We start from the raw sequence: 26,690 nt of genomic DNA on the forward strand, positions 1-26,690 counted from the left end.
CCATGCCCAACCTCAGGATCGCTGACCTGGCCACCGAGATCGACGCCAATGTGCGCCGCGCCTTGCTCGAAGACGTCGGCACCGGCGACATCACCGCGCAGTTGATTCCCGAGCAACGCCTGGCGCAGGCCAAGGTGATTACCCGGCAGGCATGCGTGGTCGCAGGCTGTGGCTGGGTGGATGCGGTGTTCCGCCAGCTGGACCCTCGTGTGGCGGTGCATTGGCACGTGGCCGACGGCGACCGCGCAGCCCCCGATCAAGTGCTGTTCAGCCTCGAAGGCCCGGCCCGCGCACTGCTCACAGGCGAGCGCTCGGCCTTGAACTTCTTGCAGCTTCTGTCTGGCGTGGCCACCCGCGCCCAGCATTACGCAGACCAAGTTGCGCACACCTCGGTCCGCCTGCTGGACACCCGAAAAACCCTACCGGGCCTGCGCCTGGCACAGAAGTACGCGATGACCTGCGGCGGCTGTCATAACCATCGCATCGGCCTGTTCGACGCCTTCCTCATCAAGGAAAACCACATCGCTGCCTGCGGAGGCATCGCCGAGGCCATCGCCGCCGCCCATGGCATCGCGCCGGGCAAGCCGGTGGAGGTAGAAGTGGAAAGCCTGGATGAACTCAACCAGGCACTGGCGGGTGGGGCCGACATCATCATGCTTGACGAGCTGAGCCTGGCCGACATGCGCGAAGCCGTGCGCATTACCGCAGGCCGGGCGCGCCTGGAAGCCAGCGGTGGCATCGACGAAAGTACGCTGCGCCAAGTGGCCGAAACGGGTGTGGACTATATCTCGCTGGGTACGCTCACCAAAGACGTGAAGGCGGTCGACCTGTCGATGCGCCTTAGCCTGTAAGCGGCCCTGGCCGTACTTTCTCTTTGAATCGATAAGGGTGCTATGGACATCGGGCCACGACTGAAATGGGTGCGTGAGCGCCACCAACTGTCCCAGCGTGAGCTGGCCAGGCGCAGCGGCGTCACCAACGCAACTATTTCGCTGATCGAGCAAAACCGCGTAAGCCCGTCGGTAAGCTCACTGAAAAAACTGCTCGAAGGCATTCCCATGTCCCTGGCGGATTTCTTCACCCCTGAAGAAGCGCCTGCCGAAAACCCTCATATCTTTCGCGCCGCCAACCAGCCCGATCTAGGCCGGCACGGCGTACGCCTGCTGTTGGTGGGGGCTACCGTGAAGCAGCGTGGCATGCGCATGTTGCGCGAGCTGTACGCCCCTGGCGCGGACAGCGGCGAGCCTATCGTGCACCCCGAGGGTGAAGAGTGCGGCCTGGTCACGCGTGGCACCATCGAAGTCACGATCAATGGCGAGGTGAGCATTCTGCAGCCGGGGGATGGCTACTACTTCCCCACCACCCTGCCCCATAGCTTCAAGAACATCGGCCCCGACGAAGCGGAAATCATCAGCGCCAATACGCCTGCGAATTTCTAACCGCTCGCTAGCCCTTGGTCGCCAGCGGCAAGCACCCGACCTCTGGCCTGGCGAACAGGTAGCCTTGCATCAGCTCGATGCCCAGCGCGAGCAAGGCATCGCGCTCTGCTTCAGTCTCCACCCCTTCCGCGATCACTTTGATCCCCAGCCGACCCGTGGCGTGTACGATCCCGGACACGATGGCTTCGCGTACAGGGTCGGCGTTGATGTTGCGGGTGAGCACCATGTCCAGCTTGATCACCTGCGGCTGGAACGTGGCCAGCAGGTTGAGGCCTGAGTAACCTGAGCCGAAGTCGTCGATGGCCGTGGTAAAGCCCTGGCGTTCGTACTCGGCAAAAATAGACTTCAAGTGGTCCGGGTCGATAACCCGCTCGCCTTCCATCACTTCGAACATCAGCCGGTTGAGCGGGAAGCCAAACTCCCGCGACGCCTCGACCGTGGCACGAACGCAGGCCTCGGCGCGGTACACGGCATTGGGGAAGAAGTTAATGCTCAGTTTGCAGTCGGGCAGGTTCGCCAGGCCAAGGCCTGCTGCCAGTTCAATGGCCTTGACCCGGCACGCCTGGTCGAAGCGATAGAGGTTGCTGTCGTTCAGCTTGGCCAGGATCTCCCCGGCGCCCTCGCCATTGAGGCCGCGCACCAGGGCTTCATAGGCGAACGGCACGCCACTGGGCACGTGCATGATGGGCTGGAAGGCCATGGTGAACTCGAAACCCAGTTGCTCCAACGAACGGCATTGAGCGCACCCAACGGGTACGAAGGGTTGGTCAAATGTCGGCCTGGGCTTAAGCATGGGCAAGGGCATGGGCGTAACACTCTTGGTGGCAGCATGAGATAGTGGCATTAAGACATCAAACTTGCGAGTTCTACTGCATGCGGTCTTACGCCATGGGTTAACCAAGTTTCGGCCATGCGCTGGGTTTCTTGTGAGCAACAGACGAACGGTTGTTAGCGCGCTAAATGAAAGTAAAAGGCCGCCGATAGGTGTGTGAGGGACAGGGACTGTTCCAGATGGCTAACCGCCCCTACCCTTACGTTTGAGTACCTGACATGTCACTGAAGACTTCGTTGAAGGCCCAAATGCTGCTATTGATCGGCAGCAGCTTGCTTGCCATTTTGCTTATTGCCCTAGGCTGCTTTCAGTTTTTGGCCGGAGGAGTGCGGGACTACCGTGCACTGGTCGAAGGGCCCGTGCGCGCGTCGCAATTGATGGAAGAAACCAACCTGCAATTCAAGGTGCAAGTGCAGGAATGGAAAAACGTGCTGCTGCGCGGCAAGCAACCGGCGGACCGAGATAAATATTGGGCACAATTCGAAGACCGTCATCGCGCCGTTCAGCAACTGCTGGGCCAATTGATCGCCGAGCCAGGCCTGGGCGACGACGTCAAGCAGCGCGCGGTGAAGTTGCGTGACAACCACCAAGGCCTGCTGGCGGCCTACACCCAGGGGCGTGACGCCTTTGTCGCCTCCGGTGCCGACCCGGTGGCGGGCGATAAGAGCGTTCAGGGCATCGACCGCGCCACTACCGACCAGTTGAGCCAGTTGGCGAAAGACGTGAGTGAAGCCGCCCGCACCCAGGCTACCGTGATCAGCGCCGATACCGAACGCGCCATGTGGGTGGGCACGGTGGTCATGGTGCTCTCAGCCATCGCTGTGGCCGTACTGAGCCTGTGGCTGGTCAGCCGTCGCCTGGTTGAACCTGTAACCCGTTTGATTGCTTACGTGGCCGACCTGAGTAAAGGCAAGTTCAAGGACCGCGTGGCCAACACCCGTGAAGACGAGCTGGGCCAGCTGGCTATCGCCGCTAATACCTTGCGTGACTTCCTCGACGAAACCTTCACCCGCCTCAAGCGCAACGCCGTCGAGCTGGATGGCGCAAGCTCGGGCTTGAATGAGATCGCCCGGCGCATGGCGACGGGTACTGAAGAGCAATTCCACCGCACCGACCAAGTAGCCACCGCTATGCATGAAATGTCCGCCACTGCCCAGGAAGTGGCTCGCCACGCTCAGGAAGCGGCCAAGGCTGCCGAAGACGCCGACCGCTCTGCCCAGCAGGGTGAGCAGGTGATGCAAGGCACCATCGAGGCGATCAATCACATGCGTAACGAGATCGAAACCACCGCGTCGGTGATCCGTAAGCTGGAGACCGACAGCGGGCGCGTAGGCAAGGTGCTGGAAGTGATCCGGGGGATCGCTGAACAAACCAACCTGCTGGCGCTCAACGCCGCCATCGAAGCTGCACGCGCAGGCGAAGCCGGCCGTGGTTTTGCGGTGGTTGCCGATGAAGTGCGCAGCCTGGCGCAGCGCACCTCGTCGTCCATCAGCGAGATCAACCAGATTATCGACGCGGTGCAACTGGGCACCCACGATGCCGCCCGGGCCATCGAAGCCGGTAAGCAGCGCAGCGAAAACAGCGTAGAGCAGGTGAACCAGACCGGCGCCATGCTGCAACGCATCACGTCGGCCATCGAAGCCATGCGCGGCATGAACCAGCAAATCGCAACCGCCGCCGAAGAGCAGACTGCGGTGGCCGAAGACATCTCGCGCAACCTTACCGACATCACCACCATCGCGGTGGCGAACCAGGAAAGCGTGCGAGGCACCCAACAAGCCAGCGGGCGGCTGCATGACCTCTCCGGGCAGATGAGTGCGCTGACGTCTAAGCTGGGGTAACCACTGCCTCGCCCTATACGACTTGCTCGCGACCAGACGCACTACCTAATACGGTGCTCTGTAGCAGCCGAGCTTGCTCGCGAATAGGCACACCACATCAGACCGGTACCCTGTAGCAGCCGAGCTTGCTCGCGACTAGGCACACCACATCAGACCGGTACTCTGTAGCAGCCGAGCTTGCTCGCGACTAGGCACAACCTATGTAATACGCCAGGTCGCGAGCAAGCTCGGCTGCTACAAAGGTTGAGGGTTGCCGGATACAGGAGCGCACTATGCATAACGCGGCACAGGTGGGTTTTACGTTACAAGCCACCGCCTACAGCACGGGCCGACCTGGCTATCCGCCGGCCTTGCGGAGCTGGCTGGAGCAGGTGCTGGGTATTACCGAGGGCGCTACGGTCGTTGACCTGGGCGCGGGTACCGGGAAGCTCACTCACCTGCTCAACCCGGGGGCGTCGATCATGGCCGTCGAGCCTGTCGCCGCCATGCGCGCAGAATTTTCCCGCCACTTTCCACAGGTCCCGCTCTTTGACGGCACCGCCGAGCGCATCCCTTTGGATGCAGGTTGTGCCAACGCGCTGGTGTGCGGCCAAGCATTTCATTGGTTTGCCAACAAGGCCGCCTTACGGGAGATCCACCGGGTGCTTACGCCAGGCGGGCAACTGGGGCTGATATGGAACGTGCGGGACGAAAGCGTGGACTGGGTAGCGGCCATCACCGACATCATCACGCCGTACGAAGGCGACGCACCGCGTTTCCACACCGGCCAATGGCGCACGCCGTTCGACGGCGAGCTGTTCAGCGAAGCCCCTGAAACGCGCTTCGCCTACACCCATCACGGGCCGCCACAGGCGGTCATCATGGACCGTTTCATGTCGGTGAGTTTTATCGCGGCCTTGCCTGAGGCCCAGAAAGCGGTAGTGGCGCGGCAACTGGAGGCGCTGATTCACGAGCACCCGGCGTTGAACGGGCAGGCTGAGATCGCGTTTCCGTATGAGACGCGGGCGTATCGGTTTTGTCGGGAGGGGTAGCGGCTGTTGATTATTCGCCAGCTTTGCTGGCGCCTACATAGGCGTGGGGATCATCAGAATGCAAGGCGGGCTAGGCCGCTGGGGAGATGGTGCCGGAGATAGGAATCGAACCTACGACCTTCGCGTTACGAGTGCGCTGCTCTACCGACTGAGCTACACCGGCGTGTTTCGGGTGCAGAAGTTACCATCAGATGTGAGGGTAGGCAACCGGTAGACAAGGGAGTGGGGAATTGATTCTTAGAAGATGTGAGCGGAAGAAGAAATTAGATATGCCCGAAACCTAGGACCATCTACGACGATACATAAATAATGAACCTAGCCCGCCTATAAGCGGGCTTCGTCTTTTTGATGTGGTATAGGGAATTAGTTAAGGCTATTGTGGGCAACCCTTAGGTGCCAAATCGGCGGTAGCAGCACCAGCGGTAGCGCAGCCCCAAGCCCCTTGGATATCACGTGTCCAAGTTACTGTTGCACTAGCTACTGAAGGAGGGGCGTTCCGTATGGCACATGCAATAGTACCTTGACCCCCAGCCAAGTTTGCAGTTAAAGCGCAGTTCTGCGTAGGGGTGACGACGCCTGTTACGTTTCCGATTGCAGTAATAGCTGTACCGCCATTAAGCAAGTCCTCAGCGATATTTTTCGCAGCTGTGACCTCTGCAAGACCTGCCGTGAGCTTGGCGCGAGCTTGATACTTGCTGTAAGCAGGAATAGCAATCGCCGCCAAAATACCGATGATCGCCACGACGATCATCAATTCAATCAGGGTAAAACCCTTCTGGTTGTTCATTCGTATTCTCCTAATGCGAGAGGGCCTGATGGCCTGCGGGTAACAGAGCAACGGGCGTGCCAACCTTGCGCACCGCCCGTTTTCAGACAATCACCCTAATTGGCCATCATTTCGCCGCTCCCTGCGGTGCGTCGCAAACTGACGATTTTTGTCACTTCATCCTACGTATTTGGCACCCAAGGGTGGACTACGCTATAAACAGCGACCGAAGGAGTTTCGCCACCCATGAATGACATTGCCCTCACCGGCCTGGCCAAGCAGTTGGTCGTCGCAGAGCTATTGAACGAAAAAAACGCTCAGCAGGCGTTTCAACAGGCGCAGCGCAACAAAATTCCTCTGGTGCATTACCTGGTCCAGACCAAGCTGGTACGGGGGCGGGACATCGCGGAGCTGGCCGCTGACCAGTTCGGCATGGCGGTGCTGGACATCTCCACCATCGACAAAGAAGCCTTCCCCCAGGGCCTTGTGAATGAGCGGCTGGTGCGCCAGCACCGCGCCCTGCCCCTCTGGCGCCGAGGCAACAAGCTGTTCATCGGGTTATCCGACCCCACCAACCAGCAAGCCATCACTGACATCCAGTTCAACACCGGGCTGAACGCCGAAGCCATTTTGGTGGAAGACGACAAGCTCAGCGACGCCATCGACCGCTACTTCGAAAGCACCACCGGCCTTGAAGACCTGGCCGATGTGGACTTGGACGGCCTCGATGTGGAGGCGGTGGACGACAACCGCAACGATGCCACCCCCGGCAATGACGCGGACGACGCGCCCGTGGTGCGCTTCGTCAACAAGATGCTGCTCGATGCCATCCGCAGCGGCTCGTCAGACTTGCACTTCGAGCCGTATGAGCGCGCCTACCGTGTGCGGTTCCGCACTGATGGCATGTTGCGCGAAGTGGCGCGGCCGCCCATCAGCCTGGCCGGGCGTATTGCCGCGCGCTTGAAGGTGATGGCCAGCCTGGACATCTCCGAGCGCCGCAAGCCTCAGGACGGGCGCATCAAGATGCGCATCTCCAAAAGCAAGGCGATCGACTTCCGGGTAAATACCCTGCCCACGCTGTGGGGCGAGAAGATCGTGATGCGTATCCTCGACCCCACCAGCGCCCAGATGGGCATCGATGCCCTAGGCTATGAAGAGAATCAAAAGGAGCTGTACCTCCAAGCGTTGAATCAGCCGCAGGGCATGATTTTGGTCACCGGCCCCACGGGCTCGGGTAAAACCGTGTCGCTCTATACCGGCCTTAATATCCTCAACACGGTAGACATCAACATCTCTACTGCCGAGGACCCGGTGGAAATCAACATGGAAGGCATCAACCAGGTGAACGTGAACCCGCGCCAGGGGATGGATTTCGCCTCCGCGCTGCGCTCGTTCCTGCGCCAAGACCCGGACGTGATCATGGTGGGGGAAATCCGTGACCTGGAAACCGCCGAGATCGCGATCAAGGCTGCGCAGACGGGCCACTTGGTGCTCTCCACACTGCACACCAACAGCGCGGCAGAAACCCTCACCCGCCTGCAAAACATGGGTGTGGCCGGCTTTAACATCGCCACCTCGGTGAACCTCATCATCGCCCAGCGGCTGGCGCGCAAGCTGTGCCCGCACTGCAAGGTGGAAGCAGACATCCCCCGCGACGCGCTGCTTGAAGAAGGCTTCCCGGCAGCCAGCATTGGCACCTTCAAGGTGTACGAGCCCAAGGGGTGCGACCAGTGCAATAACGGCTACCGTGGCCGTCAGGGCATTTATGAAGTGGTTAAAAACACCCCGGCGCTGCAACGGCTCATCATGGAGGCGGCCAACTCCATCGACATCGCCGCGCAAATGCGCCGGGAAGGGTTCAGCGACCTGCGCCAGTCAGGCTTGGCAAAGGTTATGCAAGGCGTGACCAGCCTCGCAGAAGTCAACCGGGTGACCAAGGATTAAACCATGGCGGTAAAAGCAGTGAAGGCCGCGCAACCCAGTGTGTTCCATTGGGAAGGCGTGGACCGCAAAGGCAACCGGCTCAAGGGCGAGCTGACCGGGCTCAACGTCGCCTTGATCAAGGCGCAGCTACGCCGCCAGGGGGTAGTGCCCGGCAAGATCCGCAAGAAATCCACGTCGATCTTCAGCCGAGGCAAGAAGATCAAGCCGTTGGACATCGCCTTTTTCACGCGCCAGATGGCAACCATGATGCGCGCGGGCGTGCCGTTGCTGCAGGCGTTCGACATCATTGCCGAAGGCGTAGACAAGCCAAGCATGCGCGACCTGGTGAATGAGCTGAAACAAGAGGTGGCGGCCGGTAACAGCTTTGCCAACTCGTTGCGGCGCAAACCTGAATACTTCGACGACCTGTACTGCAACCTGGTACACGCGGGCGAACAAGCCGGTGCACTGGAAACCCTGCTGGATCGTGTAGCCACGTATAAGGAAAAAACCGAAGCCCTCAAGGCCAAGATCAAGAAGGCCATGACCTACCCCATCGCGGTATTGGTGGTGGCCTTTATTGTGTCGGGCATTTTGCTGATCAAAGTGGTGCCACAGTTCCAAAGTGTGTTCGAAGGCTTTGGCGCGGAATTACCCGCCTTTACTCAGATGGTCATCAACTTGTCCGAGCTGGTGCAGAACTGGTGGTACATCCTGGTGCCTGCACTCATTGGCGTTGGCGTGCTATTTCGCCGCGCCTACAAGAAGAACGTAAAGTTTCGGGACACTGTCGACCGCGCCTTGCTGAAAACCCCGATCATCGGCCAGATCCTCTACAAGAGTTCGGTGGCGCGTTACGCGCGTACCTTGTCCACCACCTTTGCGGCGGGCGTGCCCTTGGTGGAGGCGCTGGACTCCGTGGCCGGGGCTACAGGTAATGTGGTGTTTCGCACTGCGGTCAATCAGGTGCGCCAGGACGTGTCCACAGGCATGCAACTGAACACCTCCATGCGCTCCACGGGTATCTTTCCCAGCATGGCGGTACAAATGACCTCCATTGGCGAGGAGTCCGGTGCGCTGGACGAAATGCTCGGCAAGGTCGCCAACTATTACGAAGAGGAAGTGGATAACGCCGTGTCCAGCCTTACCACCCTGATGGAGCCGATGATTATGGCTGTACTGGGTGTACTGGTAGGTGGCCTGGTGATCGCCATGTACCTGCCTATCTTCCAGCTCGGCTCTGTGGTGTAAATGCTCGCTTTCGACCTCCTGGCCAGCTCGCCGCTGGCCACCGTGCTGTGCGCCCTGGTGCTGGGGCTGTTGGTAGGCAGCTTTTTGAATGTGGTGATCCACCGGTTGCCGATCATGATGAACGCTCAGTGGCGCACTCAGGCGCGGGCGTACCTCAACCTGCCTGCTGATACCCCCGAGCCTGCCTACAACCTGGTGGTGCCGCGCTCCGCCTGCCCTCACTGTGGGCACCCGATTACTGCCCTGGAAAACATCCCGGTGCTCAGCTACCTGTGGTTGCGCGGCCGTTGCTCAGCCTGCCAGGCGCCCATTTCGCGACGCTACCCTTTGGTAGAGCTCAGCTGTGGCCTGCTGTCTGCCTTGGTAGCCTGGTACTTCGGCGCCACCTGGCAAAGCGGCACCCTGCTGCTGCTGACCTGGGGGTTGCTGGCCATGAGCCTGATCGACGTGGACCACCAACTGCTGCCCGACACACTCGTGCTGCCGCTACTGTGGCTGGGCTTGATCGTCAACGCCTTGGGCCTGTTCGTGCCACTGACCGATGCCTTATGGGGCGCGGTAGCAGGTTACCTGAGCCTGTGGGCGGTGTTCTGGCTGTTCAAGCTGATCACCGGCAAAGACGGCATGGGCTACGGCGACTTCAAGTTACTGGCGCTGATTGGCGCCTGGGGCGGTTGGCAGATCCTGCCGTTGACGATCCTGCTGTCGTCGGCCGTTGGCGCGCTGATCGGTACTCTGCTGCTGCGTGCCCGAGGCGCCCAGCGCAGCACCCCTATTCCGTTTGGGCCTTACCTGGCGGTGGCAGGCTGGATCGCCATTATCTGGGGCAGTGACCTCACGGCCGCCTACCTTCGCTTCGCAGGGCTGGACGCATGAACGCACCTCGCACACGCCCGTGGGTACTGGGCCTTACGGGTGGTATCGGCAGCGGCAAGAGCGCTGCCGCCGACCGTTTCGCCGCTCTGGGCCTGGAGGTGATAGACGCCGACCAGGCCTCGCGCTGGGTGGTCGAACCCGGACGCCCCGCGCTGGCAGCGCTGGCGGCGCAGTTCGGTGATGGCGTGCTGACGGCTGATGGCACCCTCGACCGTGCGGCACTAAGGGCGCTGATTTTCGCAAACAGCGACCACCGCCTGTGGGTCGAACGGCTGCTGCACCCGTTGATCGCCACTGAAATCGCCGAGCGCCTGGATGCTGCGCAGTCGGTGTACGCCGTGTTCGTCTCTCCGCTGATGATAGAGTCCGGCCAGTACCGCCTGGCCGACCGCCTGCTGGTGATCGACGCGCCCCGGGATGTGCAGATCGCCCGCACGCTCAGGCGTGACGGCACCAGCCAGGCCCAGGTAGAAGCCATCCTGGCCGCCCAGACCACCCGGGAAGATCGCCTGGCCGTAGCAGACGACGTGATCGTCAACGACAGCAGCCTCGACGTGTTGCACGCCGCGGTAGACCGCCTGCACATCGCTTATTTGCCTTTAGCTGGAAACCGACCATGACCCAACCTTCGCTCGTCAATTGCCCTACCTGTGGTGCGCCTGTGGAATGGAGCAGCGCGTTCCCGGACCGGCCGTTTTGCTCCAGCCGCTGCAAGCTGATCGACCTAGGCGCCTGGGCGTCCGAGGAGCATAAGATCGCCGGGCGCGAAGAGTCTGAAGATGAGCTATTCAGCGGCGACCTGCCGCCTAGTCATCACTGAGGCTTTGCCAGGTGGCGGGGGCTTGTCCTCTCGCCCCATCGCTGCTACCAATAGGCTACGCCGCACATGAGGCAAGGCCATGGACGATTCCGATTACCTGCGCCTGTTGACCACCCAGGCTGAGCAAGCCAACGCGCTGCTGTCCAATGCCCGCAAGTGGGAGCGCGAGCGCTGGGTATGCCAGCGCCTGCTGCAGGGTTTGAACATCACCTACGGCAACGAAGAATTCCTGCCTGTGCCTCAGGAACCCCCTGACGTGTTGTTCCGCGACGCAAATTTCGAGGTGTTCTTTGTGCTGGATGAAGGCCGCCGGCTCAATGACGAGTGGCGTGAAGAACTCAAGCGGCGGCGCAGTGCGTTTTCACTACACCAACTGGTTCGCCGGGAAGCACGGCCCAAGCGCATACGGGCGCCGGAACTGTTGGCCAGGCTTGGGCCTACCCTGCGCAAAAAAGCCCATAACTACCTTGAGCGCGGGCTAGACCTCAGCCAGCTCGACATGGTTGCGTTCGCCAGCCTCAAGCGCGACGTGCTCAACCTCAACAGCCACTTTCCGCCCCCAACGGAATACCTGCGCCAGGGCTGGCGGTCGCTGTCACTGGTGGGGCCCAATTTTGCACGGGTGTTGTTCGCACACCCCGCCGCCCCGGATTTTTTACGGGCCAACCTGGGCCGCAGCATTTTATTCGACGTAGGGATCACCCTGTGACATTACGTCCGTGGCGCCTAACCTGGCGCAGTGATACAACTGGCACACCGCGTAGCCCTGCCTTCCTTTCAATGCCCGCCGTCTACCCGCATGTGACTGCAATGCAGGCATTTACCTCAACAGCTTTGTGCGGGCCAAGTGCAACAGAGTGACTACTTGGCGGTCTACTCGCGCAACCTGAATCACGCAACAGCCTGGATGGGCGCTCGAAGCTGCCTTGCGCTCGCCCCATCCCTGCCCTGCTACCGCCGTTTGCGGCCAGGGCGCTCCAGATTTTTCAACCTTAAGAGATACCTCCATGAAACATCGCATCGTGATCGTCGGTGGCGGCGCTGGCGGCCTGGAACTGGCGACTCGCCTGGGTAAAGGCCTGGGTAAGCGCGGTAAAGCCTCCATTACCCTGGTAGACGCCAACCTCACCCACATCTGGAAGCCGTTGCTGCACGAAGTGGCGGCGGGCTCCTTGAACTCCTCGGGCGACGAACTCAACTACCTGGCCCAGGCCAAGTGGAACCACTTCGAGTTCCAGCTGGGCCGTATGAGCAACCTGGACCGCGCCCGCCAGCGCATCACCTTGGCGGCGACTCAAGACGAACAGGGCCGTGAACTGGTGCCCGAGCGTGAGCTGTCGTACGACACCCTGGTGATCGCCGTGGGCAGCACCACCAATGATTTCGGCACCAAAGGCGCGGCGGAACATTGCCTGTTCCTGGACACCCGCCGCCAGGCCGAGCGTTTCCACCAGCAATTGCTAAACGCCTACTTGCGCGTTCACGCTCAGGAAGACACTCAGCAGCTCGCCGATCCCCCGGAAGAAATCACCGTTGCCATCGTCGGCGCCGGTGCCACGGGCGTCGAGCTGGCTGCCGAGCTGCACCATGCAGCCCACGAACTGGCCGCCTATGGGCTAGGGCGCATTCGCCCCGAAAACATGCGCATCACCTTGATAGAAGCCGGGCCGCGCGTACTGCCAGCGTTGCCTGAGCGCATCGGCGCCCCTGTGCACCGCACCCTGGAAAAACTCGGCGTCACCGTGCTCACCGGCGCAGCCGTCAGCGAAGTGACCGAGCACAACCTGATCACCGCCGATGGCAAGGTGATCCCGGCGCGGTTGAAGGTGTGGGCGGCAGGGATTCGCGCCCCGGCCTTCCTCGAGAACATCGACGGCCTGGAAACCAACCGTATCAACCAGCTTCAGGTACGGCTTTCCCTGCAAACCACCCGCGATGACAACGTATTTGCCTTCGGCGATTGCGCGGCCTGCCCGCAACCGGACAGCGACCGCAACGTACCGCCACGCGCGCAGGCCGCTCACCAGCAAGCCTCGTTACTGGTGAAATCCTTAAAGCAGCGGCTGGAAGGCGGCGCGCTGCCGGAGTACCGCTACACGGATTACGGCTCGCTGATTTCGCTGTCGCGCTTCTCGGCCGTGGGCAACCTGATGGGCAACCTTACCGGCAGCGTCATGCTCGAAGGCTGGCTGGCGCGCATGTTCTACGTGTCGCTGTACCGCATGCACCAGGTGGCCTTGTTCGGCCCCTTCCGCACCGCCATGGCCATGCTCGGCAGCCGACTGGGCCGAGGCACCGAGCCGAGGCTCAAACTCCATTAGCCTTGTTGCACCAGCTGGCAAGCCCTTCCGGCCAAGCGCAGCGCTCGGAAGGGCTTGCCAGCCCCTGAATGGGCCGGCAAATGCTGCTTGCCATACTTGTATATACAGGCTTAGATAACGGGCACCGTCACTGTCCAGGACACCCGTCATGCCTGCGCCCTTGCTCATTCAGCCCGGCCTGTTCGACCTTGCTCAACTGCGCACCCTGTTTTACACCCAGCCCGCCTTTGAGCTGGAGGCCTCGGCGCGTGCCCTGGTGGACAACGCCGCCGCCACAGTGACCCAAATTATCGCCAGCCGCCGCACCGTCTACGGCATCAATACAGGCTTTGGCCTGCTGGCGCGTACCTCGATCGCAGAGCACTCCCTTGCCCGCTTGCAGCGAAACCTGCTGCTCAGCCACTGCACGGGCACCGGGCCGTTGCTCGATGACACCACGGTCGGCCTGATACTGGCCTTGAAGGTCGCCTCCTTGGCCAGAGGGTTTTCCGGGGTGCGCTGGGCAGTGATCGCGGGGTTGACGGCCCTCTATAACGCCAAGGTGTACCCTTGCATTCCCTCGCAAGGCTCGGTCGGTGCATCAGGGGACCTGGCGCCCCTGGCGCACATGGCGGCGGTATTGATCGGCGTAGGCAAGGTACGCCACCAGGGGCGGGAAATGGACGCCCTCGAAGGCTTGGCGCTGGCCGGGCTGACACCGCTGGAGCTAGGCCCAAAAGAGGGGCTGGCGTTGATCAACGGCACGCAGGTGTCCACCGCGTTGGCCCTGCGTGGGTTATTCGCGGCCGAGCGGTTGTTCAGCGCGGCCGTGGTAGCCGGCAGCCTGACCGTCGAAGCCCTCAGAGGCTCGGACGCGCCCTTCGATCCGCGCATCCAGGCGGTGCGTGGCCAGCCCGGCCAGATCGCGGTGGCGGCCTTTTACCGCGAACTACTGGCAACCAGCGAGATCCGTGAGTCGCATCGGGATTGCCCGCGCGTGCAAGACCCCTACTCCCTGCGCTGCCAGCCGCAGGTAATGGGCGCCTGCCTGGACCACATGCGCTTTGCAGCGGGGGTATTCCTGCGCGAGGCCAATGCGGTGTCGGACAACCCCTTGGTGTTCAGCGCAGAAGGCGATGTGCTGTCAGGTGGCAACTTCCATGCAGAGCCTGTGGCCATGGCCGCCGACGTGTTGGCACTGGCGATTTCCGAGATCGGCGCGCTGTCTGAGCGCCGCATGGCTCAGCTGGTTGACCCTGCCCTGTCGGGCTTGCCAGCGTTCCTGGTGAAAGAAGGCGGCCTTAACTCGGGGTTCATGATTGCTCAAGTCACGGCGGCGGCGCTGGCATCGGAGAACAAAACCTTGGCCCACCCGGCGTGCGTGGACAGCCTGCCTACCTCGGCCAACCAGGAAGACCACGTGTCCATGGCCACCTTCGCCGCCCGACGCCTTCAGGACATGGCCGGCAACAGCAGCGCAGTGGTAGCCATTGAATTACTGGGCGCCGCTCAAGGCATCGACTTGCTTGCACCCCTCACTACCTCGCCTCTGCTGCAAGGTGTCATGACGATGGTGCGGGCCTACGTGGGCCACTACCACGAAGATCGCTATTTCGCGCCAGACATCGCCTGCGCGCGAGCATGGGTAGAGGGAGGGGCGTTTGAGCAATGGCTACCGGCGCAGTGCCTGTACGGGTAATAAGGTGAAGCCCTGGAGCTGATGTTGCGATTGGTGCGCGAAAGCCTCGGACAAATTGTCAGAAATCATTATTATCCCAAGGTGAAGAACGGCTGCCGTAGAGCCAGCTGAAACTGTTGATCGAGGGTGTCATGGGCAACGAAAGCATCGATTGGGACAAACTGGGCTTCGACTACATCAAGACCGACCTGCGTTACCTGGCGTACTGGCGTGATGGCGCCTGGCAGGCCGGCGAGCTGACCGAAGACAATGTGCTGCATATCAGCGAGGGTTCCACTGCGCTGCACTATGGCCAGCAATGCTTTGAAGGCTTAAAGGCCTACCGCGCCAAAGACGGTTCGATCAATCTGTTCCGCCCCGACCAGAATGCCCTGCGCATGCAGCGTAGCTGCGGCCGCCTGCTGATGCCTCAGGTCTCCACCGAGCAGTTCATCGACGCCTGCAAGCAGGTAGTCAAGGCCAATGAACGCTTTATCCCGCCCTATGGTTCTGGCGGCGCGTTGTACCTGCGCCCTTTCGTGATCGGTATCGGCGATAACATTGGCGTACGTACGGCACCCGAGTTCATCTTCAGCGTGTTTGCCGTGCCTGTTGGCCCGTACTTCAAAGGCGGCATGAAGCCGCATAACTTCGTGATCTCCGGCTACGACCGCGCCGCGCCCAACGGTACCGGCGCTACCAAAGTCGGCGGCAACTATGCTGCCAGCCTGATGCCCGGTGCCGAGGCCAAGAAACAGAATTTCGCCGACTGCATCTACTTGGACCCTGAAACCCACACCAAGATCGAGGAAGTGGGCTCGGCCAACTTCTTTGGCATCACCCAGGACGGCAAGCAGTTCGTCACACCCAAGTCCCACTCCGTGCTGCCAGGCATCACCCGCTTGTCGTTGCTAGAGCTGGCTGCCAGCCGCCTGGGGCTGGAGGTGATCGAGGGCGACGTGCATATCGACGAACTCGATCGTTTCGCCGAAGCCGGCGCCTGTGGTACCGCAGCGGTGATTTCGCCGATCGGCGGCATTGAGTACAAGGGCAAGATGCACGTGTTCTACAGCGAAACCGAGGTAGGGCCGTTCACCCAGCGCTTGTACAAGGAGCTGACTGGCATTCAGAGCGGCGAACTCGAAGGCCCGCAGGGTTGGGTCGTCAAGGTCGACTGAATATCAGCCACCTGTGGTGAGGGGTGAACGCCCCTGCAATCAACCTTTGGGTAGGAGTGAACGTAGCCAACGGCGAAGTTCGCGAACGGGGCTCTGGCCTTTTGGCCGAGCCCCAACGCACATGGGCCTGCCGCTACATCACCGCCGCGAAGGCTTCAATCACGTGATCGAGGTTACTGGGGCTCAAGCCTGCGATGCAGATACGCCCGGTTTCCACGGCATACACGCCATGCTCAGCCTTTAACCTACGTACCTGCTCGGCACTAAGGCCGGTATAGGCAAACATACCCTCCTGGTGGGCCAGGAAGCCGAAATCCTGCTCGGGGAGCCGCGTGCTGAGCCCTTCCACCAAGGCTGCGCGCATCTGAGTGATCCGCTCGCGCATGTGCCCAAGCTCGCTTTGCCATTGCTGATTGAGGGCAGCGTCACTCAGTACCCGCGCCACGATACTGGCCCCAAACATAGGAGGGCTGGAGTAGTTGCGCCGCACATGCAGCTTGAGCTGGCCAAAGACCTGAGCCTGGCTGGCGTGAGTGGTATGAACGCTCAGCGCCCCTACCCGTTCGCCGTACAACGAGAAGGTTTTAGAGAAGGAACTGGCCACCAGGAACTCAAGCCCGCGCCGGGCACACTCACGGATCAACCACGCATCTTCGTCCAAGCCCTTGCCGAACCCCTGGTAGGCGATATCCAGGAACAGGATCGCACCCCGCGCCTGCAGCAGGTCGAGCATCGGCACCCACTGCTCGCGTTCAGGTTGGATGCCCGTAGGGTTATGGCAGCACGGGTGCAGCAGCACGATGGCGTTAGGCGGCAGCTTAGCCAGCTCAGCCATCGCACCGTCGAAATCAAAGGCTTTACGGCCAGGCTCGAAGTACGGGTAACGGTTTACCTTGAACCCTGCCCCTTGGAAAATACCCAAGTGGTTGTCCCAGGTAGGGTCTGATACCCACAATTCAGACTCGGGCCAGGCGCTTTTAAGGAAATCGGCGCCTACTTTCAAGGCACCTGAACCGCCCACCGTCTGGATAATCGCCACGCCGTGGCGGGCGGTGTCCACGCTGTCAGCGAACAGCAACTGCTCCACCACCTTGCGATAGGCGGGCGACCCTTCCATGGGGAGGTAGCTACGCGGCTGGTGCTCGGCAACCAGGGTTTCCTCGGCCCGCTGGACCGAGGCCAACAAGGGCACACGGCCCAGGTCGTCGTAATAGATGCCAACGCCCAGGTTAACCTTGTTCGGCCGTGGGTCATCGGCAAACTCCCCCATCAGCCCCAATATGGGATCGCCAGCGTACAGGGGTAAGTGTTCGAACATAAGCACCTCAAGGAAAGAGGCCCCGAACGCGATCGCGCAGCAGTGGGCCAGGTGTACCGGCGCCCCGGGGGCACCCTGTGGGTTGATGGATGGGCAAGTGCCGCCCAGCCTCGGAATTACCCCACAGCGCCCTCTCGGGGTCAAGGCACCTGAGCGCAACCGCACCACAAAGCCTCACACCGCCACAGGCTTACCTTGTACATCATCGGTGGGCAGTAGGGCGGGTGGGGAGGTCAGCTCGCGGGCCACCTTCCAGACAATAATCGCCGCCACGATATCGAACACAGCCAGCACAACGAACAGAGGGCTGTAGCCAATCTTGGTCACCAACACACCAAACACCAGGGTAAACGCGGCAGCCCCCAGGTAGCCAAACATGCCACCCATGCCCGTGGCAGTGGCCACCTCGTGCTTGCCGAAGGAATCGGACGTGATCGAGTACAGCGCGCCCGAAAGCGTCTGGTGCGCAAAGCCCCCGATGCACAGCAGCAGGATCGCGGTGTAAGGGCTCTCTACCAGGCCAATACAGGCCGGGCCTATCATGCACGAGGCGCCGAACAGCAACACCAGCTTGCGCGACGTGAACAACGACACCTTCAGGTGCTTATGGAAAAACGGGCTGAGGTAACCGCCCAATACGCAGCCTATGTCTGCTGCCAGGAAAGGCAGCCAGGCAAACAGGGCGATTTCCTTGATGTTCATGTGTCGCTCGGTCATCAAGTACAGCGGAATCCAAGCGTTAAAGGTTTGCCAGGCAGGCTCGGAGAGGATGCGCGCCGAGGCGATTGCATAGAAGTTGCGGCTGGTGATGATGGTTTTCCAGCCGCCTTTTTGCGGGGGTACTTCCTTGAAGCGTGCTTCCTGCCCAGAGAGGATGTATTGACGTTCCTCTTCACCCAGCAGGCGCTGGTCCCGAGGGTGCTTGTACAGCACCAACCAGGCAAAGCTCCAGGCGATACCCAAGGCGCCTACCATCAGAAACGCCAGTTGCCAGCCGCTCTGCAGGATGGCCCATACCACCAAGGGCGGCGCCAGCAACGCGCCAATCGAAGACCCTATATTGAACCAGCCGATGGCAACGGAACGCTCCTTGGCAGGGAACCACTCGGTGGTGGCTTTCACCCCTGCCGGCAGCCCTGCCGCTTCAGTCAGCCCCAAAAGCCCACGAAGGAAGGCCATGCTCTGCCAACCCGTGGCCAGGGCCGCAGCGGCACACGCGGCTGACCATGCCAGTGCAAACGTGAAAAACCCCATCTTGGTGCCAATGGCATCGAGCACATAGCCGGCCACTGGCTGCATGAACGCGTAGCACAACTGCCACGCCACGACGATGTTGGCGTACTGCTCGGTGGTGATGGTGAGCTCTTGCATCAACGTGGGCGCGGCCACCGACAGCGTGTTACGGGCCAGGTAGTTGACGATAAGCCCTGCCGTCACCAGGCCAACCATCCACCAGCGGATGCCTTTGATTTTCATGGCTAACACTCTTTTATATTGTTTTTGTCGAGATAAGTGTGACGATATGTGTCGTCGTACTACTGCGCACGTTATAGGTTCACGCCAGCCCTCTGTCAAACAGATCTTCAGCTGATCCACACCTGAAGCGCTAAACCGTTGTCGGCTTATAACCCTTGATAACCTTGGCTTATAGCGCTTTAGGCTATAAAAGCACTAACTTCAACTATGTTGTATGACAACCTACTACAGCCTTGCTCCAACTTGAACAAAGACGGGCCGACTGGAGCCTGGCGTCAGCCATGACGGCTATTGGTCAGATACCTCGCTTGACAACATAGCGAATGCCCGTCGGAACTGGCCAATCGCCCTGCTATTGCCTATAGTGCCGCCATTCCAATAACGCCTCTTTACCGCCCTGGCCCCTGCCAGCGGCGCTGATGGGGCGTTTCTCACGTTTCCTTCAGAGGTGTTATGAGTTTTACCTCCCTACGCCGGGACGCCCTTGCCGGGCTGACGACTGCGTTTGCTTTGGTGCCCGAATGCATTGCCTTCGCCTTGGTCGCCCACCTCAACCCCTTGATGGGGCTGTATGGCGCCTTTTTTATCTGCACGCTCACGGCCGTATTTGGTGGCCGCCCGGGCATGATCTCCGGGGCCGCAGGCTCCATGGCGGTGGTGATCGTGGCACTGGTGGTCCAACACGGTGCTCAGTACCTGTTGGCGACCGTGGTGCTGGGTGGCCTGCTGATGATGGCCTTTGGCGCTTTGCGCTTGGGCAAACTGATACGCATGGTGCCGCACCCTGTAATGCTGGGGTTCGTCAACGGGCTGGCCATTGTGATTGCCCTTGCTCAGCTTGAGCATTTCAAACAGGGCGAACATTGGCTCCAGGGCACTGCCCTGTGGGTCATGGTGGCGCTGGTCGCCGCCACCATGGCGATTGTCTGGTTGCTTCCGCGCCTGACTCAAGCCGTGCCACCAGCATTGGTAGCCATCGTGGGCATTGGCGTGCTGGCCGCGGGGCTAGGCCTGCCCACCCGAACACTCGGCGACATGGCCCACATCGCTGGCGGCCTGCCCGCCTTCCATTGGCCTGACGTGCCATGGACGCTGGAGACCTTGCGCATCGTGTTGCCTTACGCGGTGCTGATGGCGTCGGTTGGCCTGCTCGAAACCCTGCTCACCTTTAACCTTACGGACGAAATCACCGAGACCCGTGGCCAGCCCAACCGGGAGTGCGTGGCACTGGGTGCGGCCAACCTGGCATCGGGGTTGTTCGGAGGCATGGGCGGCTGCGCCATGATCGGGCAGACCATGATCAACTTGTCTTCGGGCGGCCGTGGGCGGCTTTCTGGCATCGTCAGCGGCGGCATGATGCTGATGTTCATTCTGTTCCTGTCGCCCTGGATCGAACGCATTCCCCTGGCTGCGCTGGTAGGGGTGATGTTCGTGGTGGCCCAGCAGACCTTTGCTTGGGGCTCACTGCGCGTGCTGGGCAAGATTCCTCGTCATGATGCCTTGGTGGTCGTGGCCGTTACCCTCATCACAGTGTTTACCGACCTGGCCACCGCGGTGTTGTGTGGGGTGATCATCGCGGCCTTGAGCTTTGCCTGGCAGCACGCCCATGACCTGCACGCGGTGCCCACCGATGAAGGCGGCGTGCGGCGTTATCGGGTAGATGGCACATTGTTCTTCGCGTCTACCACGCATTTCCAAGCACTGTTCAACCCTGCCCAAGACCCGCCAGAGGTAATCATCGATTGCGCTGACCTCCGGGTCATGGACCATTCGGGTATCGCCGCACTCCAGGCGTTGCTTGAGCGCTATCGCAGCCAAGGCCGGCAGCTACGCCTCGTCAACCTCTCGGCACGCTGCACAGCGCTGCTCTCCAAAGCAGGTGTACCAACCACCGAGGCGTAAGCGCCCTGCGTGACAGAAAAACGCCTCCGTCGCCGGTAACTGCTTGGTCATCGGCGGCGTTTCCATCCGTTGATACCTCTCTCTGCCCTGGCTAGCCCGCCTCCCCCTTCTCGCTAAACCCAGTCCCAGACAGCTTCCAATCTCCGATACACGCGAATGCATAGCATTACGCCATTAACGCCAAAAAAGCGCTTTATTACGTCTGCTTTTTGACACAAGCCTGCTTAGCACCGCTTCGCATTAGGGAGCCGTCACGGCAATCCGGCAGAAAACCGTCACTTAAACAGCTTTCGTCTGTTTATTTGACGTATTAGCGGAAAGGAGAAAACGATTTCCGAGAACCATGTCATATAAGGCCGGTACCCAGCGCTGACTTATTGGCATTGATTCCATTTCTTTTCCCAGGACCGGAGCAAGCACATGATTTTCAATGTAAAGGACTTTGGCGCTGTCGGTGACGGTGTTACGGATGACACGGCTGCGATGCAGGCAGCGATCGATGCAGCCTCGGCTGCAGGTGGTGGCACTGTATTTGTTCCAAGCGGCACCTTTATCGTTTCCGCAGGCGAAGAACCCTCCGACGGCTGCTTGATGCTTAAAAGCAACGTGTACATGGAAGGTGAAGGCGCGGGCAAGACCACTGTGAAGGTCATCGACGGCTCTGATACCAAAATCACAGGGGTTATCCGCTCCGCCTACGGCGAAGAGACCCATGATTTTGGCCTTAGCAACTTGACCATCGACGGCAACCGGGCAAACACCACCGGTAAGATCGATGGCTGGTTCAATGGCTATATCCCTGGCAAAGACGGGCACGACAGCAACGTGACCCTGAGCGGGGTAGAGATCAAGGATTGCTCGGGCTACGGGTTCGACCCCCACGAGCAAACCATCAACATGCTGATCGAAAACTGCGTGTCCCACGGCAATGGCCTGGATGGGTTTGTCGCGGACTACATGATCGATACCAAGTACGTGAACAACATTGCCTATGGCAACGATCGCCACGGCTTCAATATCGTGACCAGCACCAACGACTTCACCATGACCGGCAACGTGGCCTACGGCAATGGGGCCAACGGCATCGTGGTGCAGCGCGGCAGCGAAAACATTCCCTCGCCTTACAACGTCACCATCGAAGGTGGTGATGTATACGGCAACGGCGCAGAAGGCGTACTGGTGAAGCTGTCCAGCGACGTGACCGTGACCGGCGTGAACATCCATGACAACGGTGGCGCTGGCGTTCGGATCTACGGCAGCAACGACGTCACCGTGACCGGCAACACCCTGACCAACAACTCGCTCAACGCCCCTGTGCCGGAAGTGATCATCCAAAGCTACGACGACACCGCTGGTGTGTCTGGCCAGTTCTTCCCTGGCAACAACAACCAGATCATCGACAACACCATCACCGGCGGTGACAAGTCTACCTACGGCGTGGCCGAGCGCAACGAAGCGGGCACCGACCACAACACTATTTTAGGCAACGACATTAGCCATACCAGCAAGGGCTCTACCCTTGTTTATGGCGAGGGCTCTTACGTGGGCGACACGCTACCCATCACCACCATTAACGGTACCGACGGCGCCGACACCTTGAACGGGACCGCCAACAGCGACCTGATCTTCGGCGGCGCGGGCAAAGACACGATTTCTGCAGGCGCGGGTGACGACGTGCTGGTAGGCGGCGCTGGGGCTGACAAGCTCACTGGCGGCGCGGGCGCGGACACCTTCCGCTATACCGCCCTGACCGACAGCTACCGTACCGCCACTTCCAACTTCGCTGACCTGATCACTGACTTCAGTGTAGCCAGTGACAAGATCGACCTGGCCGATTTAGGCTTCAAAGGCCTGGGCGACGGTTACAACGGCACCCTGCTGGTGCAATACAACACCAGCAATGGCCGCACCTACATCAAGAGCTACGACGCTGACGCCAGCGGCAACCGCTTTGAGCTGTCGTTGGAAGGCAACCTCGCCGCCACCTTGACTGCCAAGAACTTTGTGTTCGACCGCACCCTTAATGGCACTGCGGGCAACGATTCGCTGACAGGGACCGCTGGCGCGGACACCCTCAATGGCCTGGCAGGCGCAGACAGCATCAACGGTGGTGACGGCAACGACCGTATCAATGGCGGTGCCGGGGCAGACAACCTCACGGGTGGCGCGGGGGCTGACACCTTCATTTATAGCAACCGCCTGGACAGCTACCGCAATTACAACACTGGCGGCGACACCGTGACCGACGTGATCACGGACTTTGACGCGGCCAACGACAAGATCGACCTGGCCGCACTGGGCATCACCGGCCTGGGCGATGGCCGCAACGGTACCGTGTACGTAACGCTTAACAGCGCCGGCACCAAGACCTACATCAAGTCGCTGGACGTAGACGCCGCAGGCAACCGCTTCGAGTTGGCCCTCAATGGCAACTACGTGAATAAACTGACGGCGGGCAACTTCGTGTTCACTGCCATGGCTGCCGTGAACCACGACCCTGTGGTGGCTGTTCCACTGCTGGATAAAAACGCTACCGAGAACACGCCATTCTCCTATGTAGTGCCTGCTACCAGCTTCAGCGACTCAGACAAAGACACCCTGACCTTCTCGGCCAAACTGGCCGACGGCAGCGCCCTGCCCGCCTGGTTGGCATTCGATCCGGAGACCCGTGCGTTCAGCGGCACCCCTGGCTCAACCGCGGCCGGCATCTTCGATGTGGTGGTCACCGCCGATGACGGCAAAGGCGGCATCGTTAGCGATACCTTCACCCTGGACGTGAAAGACGTGGCGGACACAGGCTCTACTACCCTCAATGGCACTGCGGGCAAGGACACCTTGAACGGTACCGACGCCAGCGAGCAGTTGCTCGGCCTGGCCGGCAATGACACCCTTAACGGCGGTGGCGGCAATGACCTGCTGGTCGGCGGCGCGGGCGCGGACAAGCTCACCGGCGGCGCCGGGGCGGATGTGTTCCGTTTCACCTCCATAACAGACAGCTACCGCACCGACACCTCCGGTGCCACCGACATCATCACCGATTTCGACGTGAGCATGGACAAGATCGACCTGTCCACGCTGGGCTTCACCGGGCTGGGCAATGGCTACGGCGGCACGCTGGATATTTCTTACAACAGCACGACTGACCGCACCTATATCAAGGACCGCGACGCGGACGCCAATGGCAATCGCTTCGAGCTGGCGCTTCAGGGCAACTACCTGAAAACCCTGACGGCTTCCAACTTCGTGTTCACCACGGACACCATCCCGGTCAACAACGCACCCGTAGTAGCCGACCCGCTGCAAGACAGCACCGCGACCGAAAACACCCCGTACAGCTATACGCTGTCGCGTGCAGCGTTCTCTGATGCTGATCTGGACGTGCTCACCTTTAGCGCCACCCTGCAGGGCGGCAAGCCCCTGCCGGCCTGGATGACCTTCAACCCCGACACCCTGACCTTCAGTGGTACCCCGGACGACGACGCCGCAGGCGTGTACAACTTCCTGGTGACCGCTACCGACAGCAAAGGCGCGTCGGCCAGTGATGTGTTCGTCCTGACCGTGGCCAACGCTGCGCCGATCACCTTGATCGGTACCGCCGATGGCGAGACCCTCAACGGCACGACCCACGAGGACCTGATCCTGGGCCTTGACGGCGCAGACACCATCAACGGTAACGCCGGCAACGACGTGATCGACGGCGGCGCCGGGCGTGACAGCCTGACGGGCGGCACCGGTGCCGACACTTTCCGCTACACCGCTCTGAGCGACAGCTACCGGGATTACGACGCCGACGGTATCACCGCCACTGACACCATCAACGACTTCACTGTCGGTGTGGACAAGATCGACGTCAGCGCCCTGGGCATTCTAGGCTTGGGTAACGGCAGCAACCACACTCTGTACATCACCACCAGCGACGACGGCAGCAAGACGTACGTCAAGTCCGCTGAAACGGACGCTGACGGCAACCGCTTCGAGATCGCGCTTCAAGGTAACTACGCCAACAGCCTGAGCGCAGACGACTTCGTCTTCGCCCAACGTGCCCAGCAAGACATCCTGTTCGTGCCCACCTTGGGCCAGTCCAACGCCCGCCTGCTGCGCATGACCGATGACGATGACCAATCGGGCACCACCGAGTTGGTCAAGGACCTGGCCAAGTACACCAGCTATGATGTGCGTAGCCAATTCACCGATGCTGATGGCAATGGCATCGACGTGGCCGTGGGCGGCAGCACCGTATGCGGGCTGTCCACTGGCTCACCCGAGGAGCTGCGCTTGTCCTGGTGGCTGACCGATACCAACGAGCCGGGCCCTGCCCTGCTGCGCGCAGTCGGTTTGCTGCAAGAGCAGATGGCGACCTTGAAGGCCATCGACAACGTGACCATGGCCATCGTCTGGGGCCAAGGTGAAGAAGGGGCTCAGGAGATCGGCCGCGCGGCTGACCCTGTAGCCCAGGCTGAACTTTATAAAGCTTCCACCCTGAAGGTGTTCGACTACCTGCATTCGCAGCTGGGCGACTTCAAGGTGTACCTGATGGAAACCGGCCACTACGACGCAGAAGCCGCGCGGGTGCGTGGCTACGACGAAGACAAGATTGCCTCGATTCAAAGCGGCGTGGTTGCAGTGCGCGCCGCTCAGGAAGCGATCGCTGCCGAGCGCGCTGATGTGGTGATGGGCGTGGATTACACCGACCTGCCGTTGCGCCAAGAAGCCGACCCGGTTACCTACCCTGATGACGTATGGCACTTGCATGAAGAGTCGGCCGAGATCGTAGGCCAGCGCCTGGCCGATGCCATCGCTACCGACATGGGCTACCAGGCTGACCTCACCGACAACGGCACGGCTCAAGACGTATACGACGACGTGAACAGCCAGCGTGGCGGTTACATCATGGGTACCGACCAGGACGACACCCTGGTAGGCAGCCAGTGGAACGACACACTGGATGGCGACCTGGGCGCCGACACCCTGATCGGTGGCGACGGCAAAGACGTGTACATCGTTGATAACGCGCTGGACACCGTGACCGAAACCAACGCGGCCGCGACCCAGATTGATACGGTCAGGTCTTCCGTCAGCTGGACGCTGGGTGCCAACGTGGAATACCTGGTGCTGACCGGCTACTCCGCCATCAACGGCACCGGTAATGAACTGCGCAACTTCATCACCGGTAACGACGCCGCCAACGTATTGGATGGCCAGGGCGGCGCCGACAGCATGACCGGCGGCAATGGCTCGGATATCTATTATGTAGATAACGCCGACGACACCACCGTCGAGAAGAACAGCGACAGTTCGGTAGGTGGCATCGATACCGTGTTCACGAGCCTGGCGACCTGGACCTTGACCAGCAACATAGAAAACCTGGTGATCAATACCGACGGCGCGGCCAACGGTATTGGTAACGGGTTGGACAACATCCTGTTCGCAGGGGCTGGCAACAACCTGTTGGACGGCCGTGGCGGCAACGACACCGTGTCCTACGCCTTCGCCTCCGCTGGCGTGACCGTGGCGCTGAACACCAGTGCTCAGCAAAACACTGGCGGCTCGGGCACAGACTCGCTCAAGTACATCGAGAACCTGACCGGTAGCCACTTCGCTGATACCTTGACCGGTAGTAGCGCCGCCAACGTGCTGGACGGCGGTGATGGCAACGATACCTTGGTTGGCGGTGGCGGTGACGACACCTTGATCGGTGGTGCCGGTACTGACTTGCTGATCGGTGGCACCGGTGCGGACACCTACGCGTTCAAAGCGCTGGCCGACCTTGGGCTGGGCGACCTGCGTGACGTGATCCAGGGCTTCAAGAGCAGCGAGGGCGACAAGATCGACCTCACTGGGCTGGACGCCAACACTGGTACGGATGCCAAAGACGCCTTCACCTTCATCGGCTCTCAGGCCTTTGACAGCACCAATGCCGCTGGCCAGTTGCGCTTTGAGAACGGCGTGCTGTACGGCAGCGTGAACGGTGATGCCAACCCTGAGTTCGAGATTCAGTTGGTGGGCGTAACGCAGCTGCACCAGAGTGATTTTGCGGCCTAAGTAGCAGGCTGTCGCAG

At 60.8% G+C, this 26,690-nt stretch carries 19 protein-coding genes, 1 tRNA gene and 1 pseudogene; 16 read left to right on the forward strand and 5 right to left on the reverse strand.

The genetic code is table 11. The features are described 5' to 3' along the window. Nucleotides 1-2 precede the first annotated feature (2 nt). A complete protein-coding gene (nadC, locus tag AC4LE2_RS17090; protein ID WP_491826885.1) occupies nucleotides 3-851 on the forward strand; it encodes a carboxylating nicotinate-nucleotide diphosphorylase in 849 nt (282 codons plus the stop codon). Between the two features lie 42 nt (nucleotides 852-893). Beyond that, nucleotides 894-1,439, forward strand: a complete 546-nt coding sequence (locus AC4LE2_RS17095; protein WP_491826886.1) for a cupin domain-containing protein — start codon at nucleotides 894-896, stop codon at nucleotides 1,437-1,439. Between the two features lie 7 nt (nucleotides 1,440-1,446). On the opposite strand, the gene AC4LE2_RS17100 is transcribed toward AC4LE2_RS17095, so the two are convergent. Beyond that, nucleotides 1,447-2,232, reverse strand: a complete 786-nt coding sequence (locus AC4LE2_RS17100) for an EAL domain-containing protein (RefSeq protein WP_491828164.1) — start codon at nucleotides 2,230-2,232, stop codon at nucleotides 1,447-1,449. A gap of 839 nt (nucleotides 2,233-3,071) precedes the next feature. Here AC4LE2_RS17100 and AC4LE2_RS17105 point away from each other — a divergent pair. From AC4LE2_RS17105 to AC4LE2_RS17115, 3 genes and pseudogenes are all read left to right on the forward strand, one after another. Continuing rightward, nucleotides 3,072-3,182: pseudogene (locus tag AC4LE2_RS17105) on the forward strand (hypothetical protein); the annotation flags it as partial. 228 nt (nucleotides 3,183-3,410) lie between these two features. After that, nucleotides 3,411-4,112 (forward strand): methyl-accepting chemotaxis protein, encoded by a 702-nt coding sequence (locus AC4LE2_RS17110; RefSeq protein ID WP_491828165.1) that lies wholly within the window; start codon nucleotides 3,411-3,413, stop codon nucleotides 4,110-4,112. Nucleotides 4,113-4,384: 272 nt separating this feature from the next. Further along, nucleotides 4,385-5,143, forward strand: a complete 759-nt coding sequence (locus AC4LE2_RS17115) for a class I SAM-dependent methyltransferase (RefSeq protein ID WP_491826887.1) — start codon at nucleotides 4,385-4,387, stop codon at nucleotides 5,141-5,143. An 87-nt stretch (nucleotides 5,144-5,230) separates the two neighbouring features. On the opposite strand, the gene AC4LE2_RS17120 is transcribed toward AC4LE2_RS17115, so the two are convergent. Together AC4LE2_RS17120 and AC4LE2_RS17125 are read right to left on the reverse strand one after the other, a co-directional pair. After that, nucleotides 5,231-5,306 (reverse strand) — tRNA-Thr (locus AC4LE2_RS17120). Between the two features lie 210 nt (nucleotides 5,307-5,516). Continuing rightward, nucleotides 5,517-5,930 (reverse strand): pilin, encoded by a 414-nt coding sequence (locus AC4LE2_RS17125; protein WP_491826888.1) that lies wholly within the window; start codon nucleotides 5,928-5,930, stop codon nucleotides 5,517-5,519. A gap of 225 nt (nucleotides 5,931-6,155) precedes the next feature. On the opposite strand from AC4LE2_RS17125, the gene pilB reads away from it, so the two are divergent. From pilB to AC4LE2_RS17170, 9 genes are all read left to right on the forward strand, one after another. Then, the gene (gene pilB / locus AC4LE2_RS17130; protein WP_491826889.1) at nucleotides 6,156-7,853 is read left to right on the forward strand and encodes a type IV-A pilus assembly ATPase PilB; all 1,698 of its coding nucleotides are present in this window, start codon (nucleotides 6,156-6,158) and stop codon (nucleotides 7,851-7,853) included. 3 nt (nucleotides 7,854-7,856) lie between these two features. Then, the gene (locus tag AC4LE2_RS17135) at nucleotides 7,857-9,083 is read left to right on the forward strand and encodes a type II secretion system F family protein (protein WP_491826890.1); all 1,227 of its coding nucleotides are present in this window, start codon (nucleotides 7,857-7,859) and stop codon (nucleotides 9,081-9,083) included. Then, nucleotides 9,084-9,959, forward strand: coding sequence for a prepilin peptidase (locus tag AC4LE2_RS17140; RefSeq protein ID WP_491826891.1), 876 nt, complete (start codon nucleotides 9,084-9,086; stop codon nucleotides 9,957-9,959). Further along, nucleotides 9,956-10,579: a dephospho-CoA kinase gene (gene coaE, locus AC4LE2_RS17145; protein WP_491826892.1), complete on the forward strand. Its 624-nt coding sequence runs from the start codon at nucleotides 9,956-9,958 to the stop codon at nucleotides 10,577-10,579. Before AC4LE2_RS17140 ends, coaE begins: the two co-directional genes overlap by 4 nt. Then, the gene (gene yacG, locus AC4LE2_RS17150) at nucleotides 10,576-10,779 is read left to right on the forward strand and encodes a DNA gyrase inhibitor YacG (protein WP_491826893.1); all 204 of its coding nucleotides are present in this window, start codon (nucleotides 10,576-10,578) and stop codon (nucleotides 10,777-10,779) included. Before coaE ends, yacG begins: the two co-directional genes overlap by 4 nt. 79 nt (nucleotides 10,780-10,858) lie before the next feature. Beyond that, nucleotides 10,859-11,488, forward strand: a complete 630-nt coding sequence (locus AC4LE2_RS17155; RefSeq protein ID WP_491826894.1) for a DUF1780 domain-containing protein — start codon at nucleotides 10,859-10,861, stop codon at nucleotides 11,486-11,488. Nucleotides 11,489-11,786: 298 nt separating this feature from the next. Continuing rightward, the gene (locus tag AC4LE2_RS17160; protein WP_491826895.1) at nucleotides 11,787-13,100 is read left to right on the forward strand and encodes an NAD(P)/FAD-dependent oxidoreductase; all 1,314 of its coding nucleotides are present in this window, start codon (nucleotides 11,787-11,789) and stop codon (nucleotides 13,098-13,100) included. A gap of 148 nt (nucleotides 13,101-13,248) precedes the next feature. Continuing rightward, nucleotides 13,249-14,778, forward strand: coding sequence for a histidine ammonia-lyase (gene hutH / locus AC4LE2_RS17165; RefSeq protein ID WP_491826896.1), 1,530 nt, complete (start codon nucleotides 13,249-13,251; stop codon nucleotides 14,776-14,778). A gap of 131 nt (nucleotides 14,779-14,909) precedes the next feature. After that, nucleotides 14,910-15,935, forward strand: coding sequence for a branched-chain amino acid aminotransferase (locus tag AC4LE2_RS17170; RefSeq protein ID WP_491826897.1), 1,026 nt, complete (start codon nucleotides 14,910-14,912; stop codon nucleotides 15,933-15,935). Nucleotides 15,936-16,068: 133 nt separating this feature from the next. Here the strand turns inward: AC4LE2_RS17170 and AC4LE2_RS17175 are convergent, their stop codons facing one another. Together AC4LE2_RS17175 and AC4LE2_RS17180 are read right to left on the reverse strand one after the other, a co-directional pair. Further along, nucleotides 16,069-17,253 (reverse strand): amino acid aminotransferase, encoded by a 1,185-nt coding sequence (locus tag AC4LE2_RS17175; RefSeq protein WP_491826898.1) that lies wholly within the window; start codon nucleotides 17,251-17,253, stop codon nucleotides 16,069-16,071. Nucleotides 17,254-17,427: 174 nt separating this feature from the next. Then, the gene (locus tag AC4LE2_RS17180; protein ID WP_491826899.1) at nucleotides 17,428-18,729 is read right to left on the reverse strand and encodes an MFS transporter; all 1,302 of its coding nucleotides are present in this window, start codon (nucleotides 18,727-18,729) and stop codon (nucleotides 17,428-17,430) included. 453 nt (nucleotides 18,730-19,182) lie between these two features. On the opposite strand from AC4LE2_RS17180, the gene AC4LE2_RS17185 reads away from it, so the two are divergent. Together AC4LE2_RS17185 and AC4LE2_RS17190 are read left to right on the forward strand one after the other, a co-directional pair. Then, nucleotides 19,183-20,631 carry a SulP family inorganic anion transporter gene (locus AC4LE2_RS17185; RefSeq protein WP_491826900.1) on the forward strand — a complete coding sequence of 483 codons (1,449 nt, stop codon included), beginning with the start codon at nucleotides 19,183-19,185 and terminating at the stop codon, nucleotides 20,629-20,631. A 420-nt stretch (nucleotides 20,632-21,051) separates the two neighbouring features. Next, the gene (locus AC4LE2_RS17190; RefSeq protein ID WP_491826901.1) at nucleotides 21,052-26,673 is read left to right on the forward strand and encodes a putative Ig domain-containing protein; all 5,622 of its coding nucleotides are present in this window, start codon (nucleotides 21,052-21,054) and stop codon (nucleotides 26,671-26,673) included. Nucleotides 26,674-26,690: the final 17 nt, after the last annotated feature.

The sequence above is a fragment of the Pseudomonas sp. 9.3L genome (assembly GCF_058536285.1).

Excerpts from the sequence above, each read along its gene's own strand:
- nadC (WP_491826885.1), top strand. The coding sequence starts at position 3 with ATGCCCAACCTCAGGATCGCTGACCTGGCCACCGAGATCGACGCCAAT.
- AC4LE2_RS17095 (WP_491826886.1), top strand. The coding sequence starts at position 894 with ATGGACATCGGGCCACGACTGAAATGGGTGCGTGAGCGCCACCAACTG.
- AC4LE2_RS17100 (WP_491828164.1), bottom strand. The coding sequence starts at position 2,232 with ATGCTTAAGCCCAGGCCGACATTTGACCAACCCTTCGTACCCGTTGGG.
- AC4LE2_RS17110 (WP_491828165.1), top strand. The coding sequence starts at position 3,411 with ATGTCCGCCACTGCCCAGGAAGTGGCTCGCCACGCTCAGGAAGCGGCC.
- AC4LE2_RS17115 (WP_491826887.1), top strand. The coding sequence starts at position 4,385 with ATGCATAACGCGGCACAGGTGGGTTTTACGTTACAAGCCACCGCCTAC.
- AC4LE2_RS17125 (WP_491826888.1), bottom strand. The coding sequence starts at position 5,930 with ATGAACAACCAGAAGGGTTTTACCCTGATTGAATTGATGATCGTCGTG.
- pilB (WP_491826889.1), top strand. The coding sequence starts at position 6,156 with ATGAATGACATTGCCCTCACCGGCCTGGCCAAGCAGTTGGTCGTCGCA.
- AC4LE2_RS17135 (WP_491826890.1), top strand. The coding sequence starts at position 7,857 with ATGGCGGTAAAAGCAGTGAAGGCCGCGCAACCCAGTGTGTTCCATTGG.
- AC4LE2_RS17140 (WP_491826891.1), top strand. The coding sequence starts at position 9,084 with ATGCTCGCTTTCGACCTCCTGGCCAGCTCGCCGCTGGCCACCGTGCTG.
- coaE (WP_491826892.1), top strand. The coding sequence starts at position 9,956 with ATGAACGCACCTCGCACACGCCCGTGGGTACTGGGCCTTACGGGTGGT.
- yacG (WP_491826893.1), top strand. The coding sequence starts at position 10,576 with ATGACCCAACCTTCGCTCGTCAATTGCCCTACCTGTGGTGCGCCTGTG.
- AC4LE2_RS17155 (WP_491826894.1), top strand. The coding sequence starts at position 10,859 with ATGGACGATTCCGATTACCTGCGCCTGTTGACCACCCAGGCTGAGCAA.
- AC4LE2_RS17160 (WP_491826895.1), top strand. The coding sequence starts at position 11,787 with ATGAAACATCGCATCGTGATCGTCGGTGGCGGCGCTGGCGGCCTGGAA.
- hutH (WP_491826896.1), top strand. The coding sequence starts at position 13,249 with ATGCCTGCGCCCTTGCTCATTCAGCCCGGCCTGTTCGACCTTGCTCAA.
- AC4LE2_RS17170 (WP_491826897.1), top strand. The coding sequence starts at position 14,910 with ATGGGCAACGAAAGCATCGATTGGGACAAACTGGGCTTCGACTACATC.
- AC4LE2_RS17175 (WP_491826898.1), bottom strand. The coding sequence starts at position 17,253 with ATGTTCGAACACTTACCCCTGTACGCTGGCGATCCCATATTGGGGCTG.
- AC4LE2_RS17180 (WP_491826899.1), bottom strand. The coding sequence starts at position 18,729 with ATGAAAATCAAAGGCATCCGCTGGTGGATGGTTGGCCTGGTGACGGCA.
- AC4LE2_RS17185 (WP_491826900.1), top strand. The coding sequence starts at position 19,183 with ATGAGTTTTACCTCCCTACGCCGGGACGCCCTTGCCGGGCTGACGACT.
- AC4LE2_RS17190 (WP_491826901.1), top strand. The coding sequence starts at position 21,052 with ATGATTTTCAATGTAAAGGACTTTGGCGCTGTCGGTGACGGTGTTACG.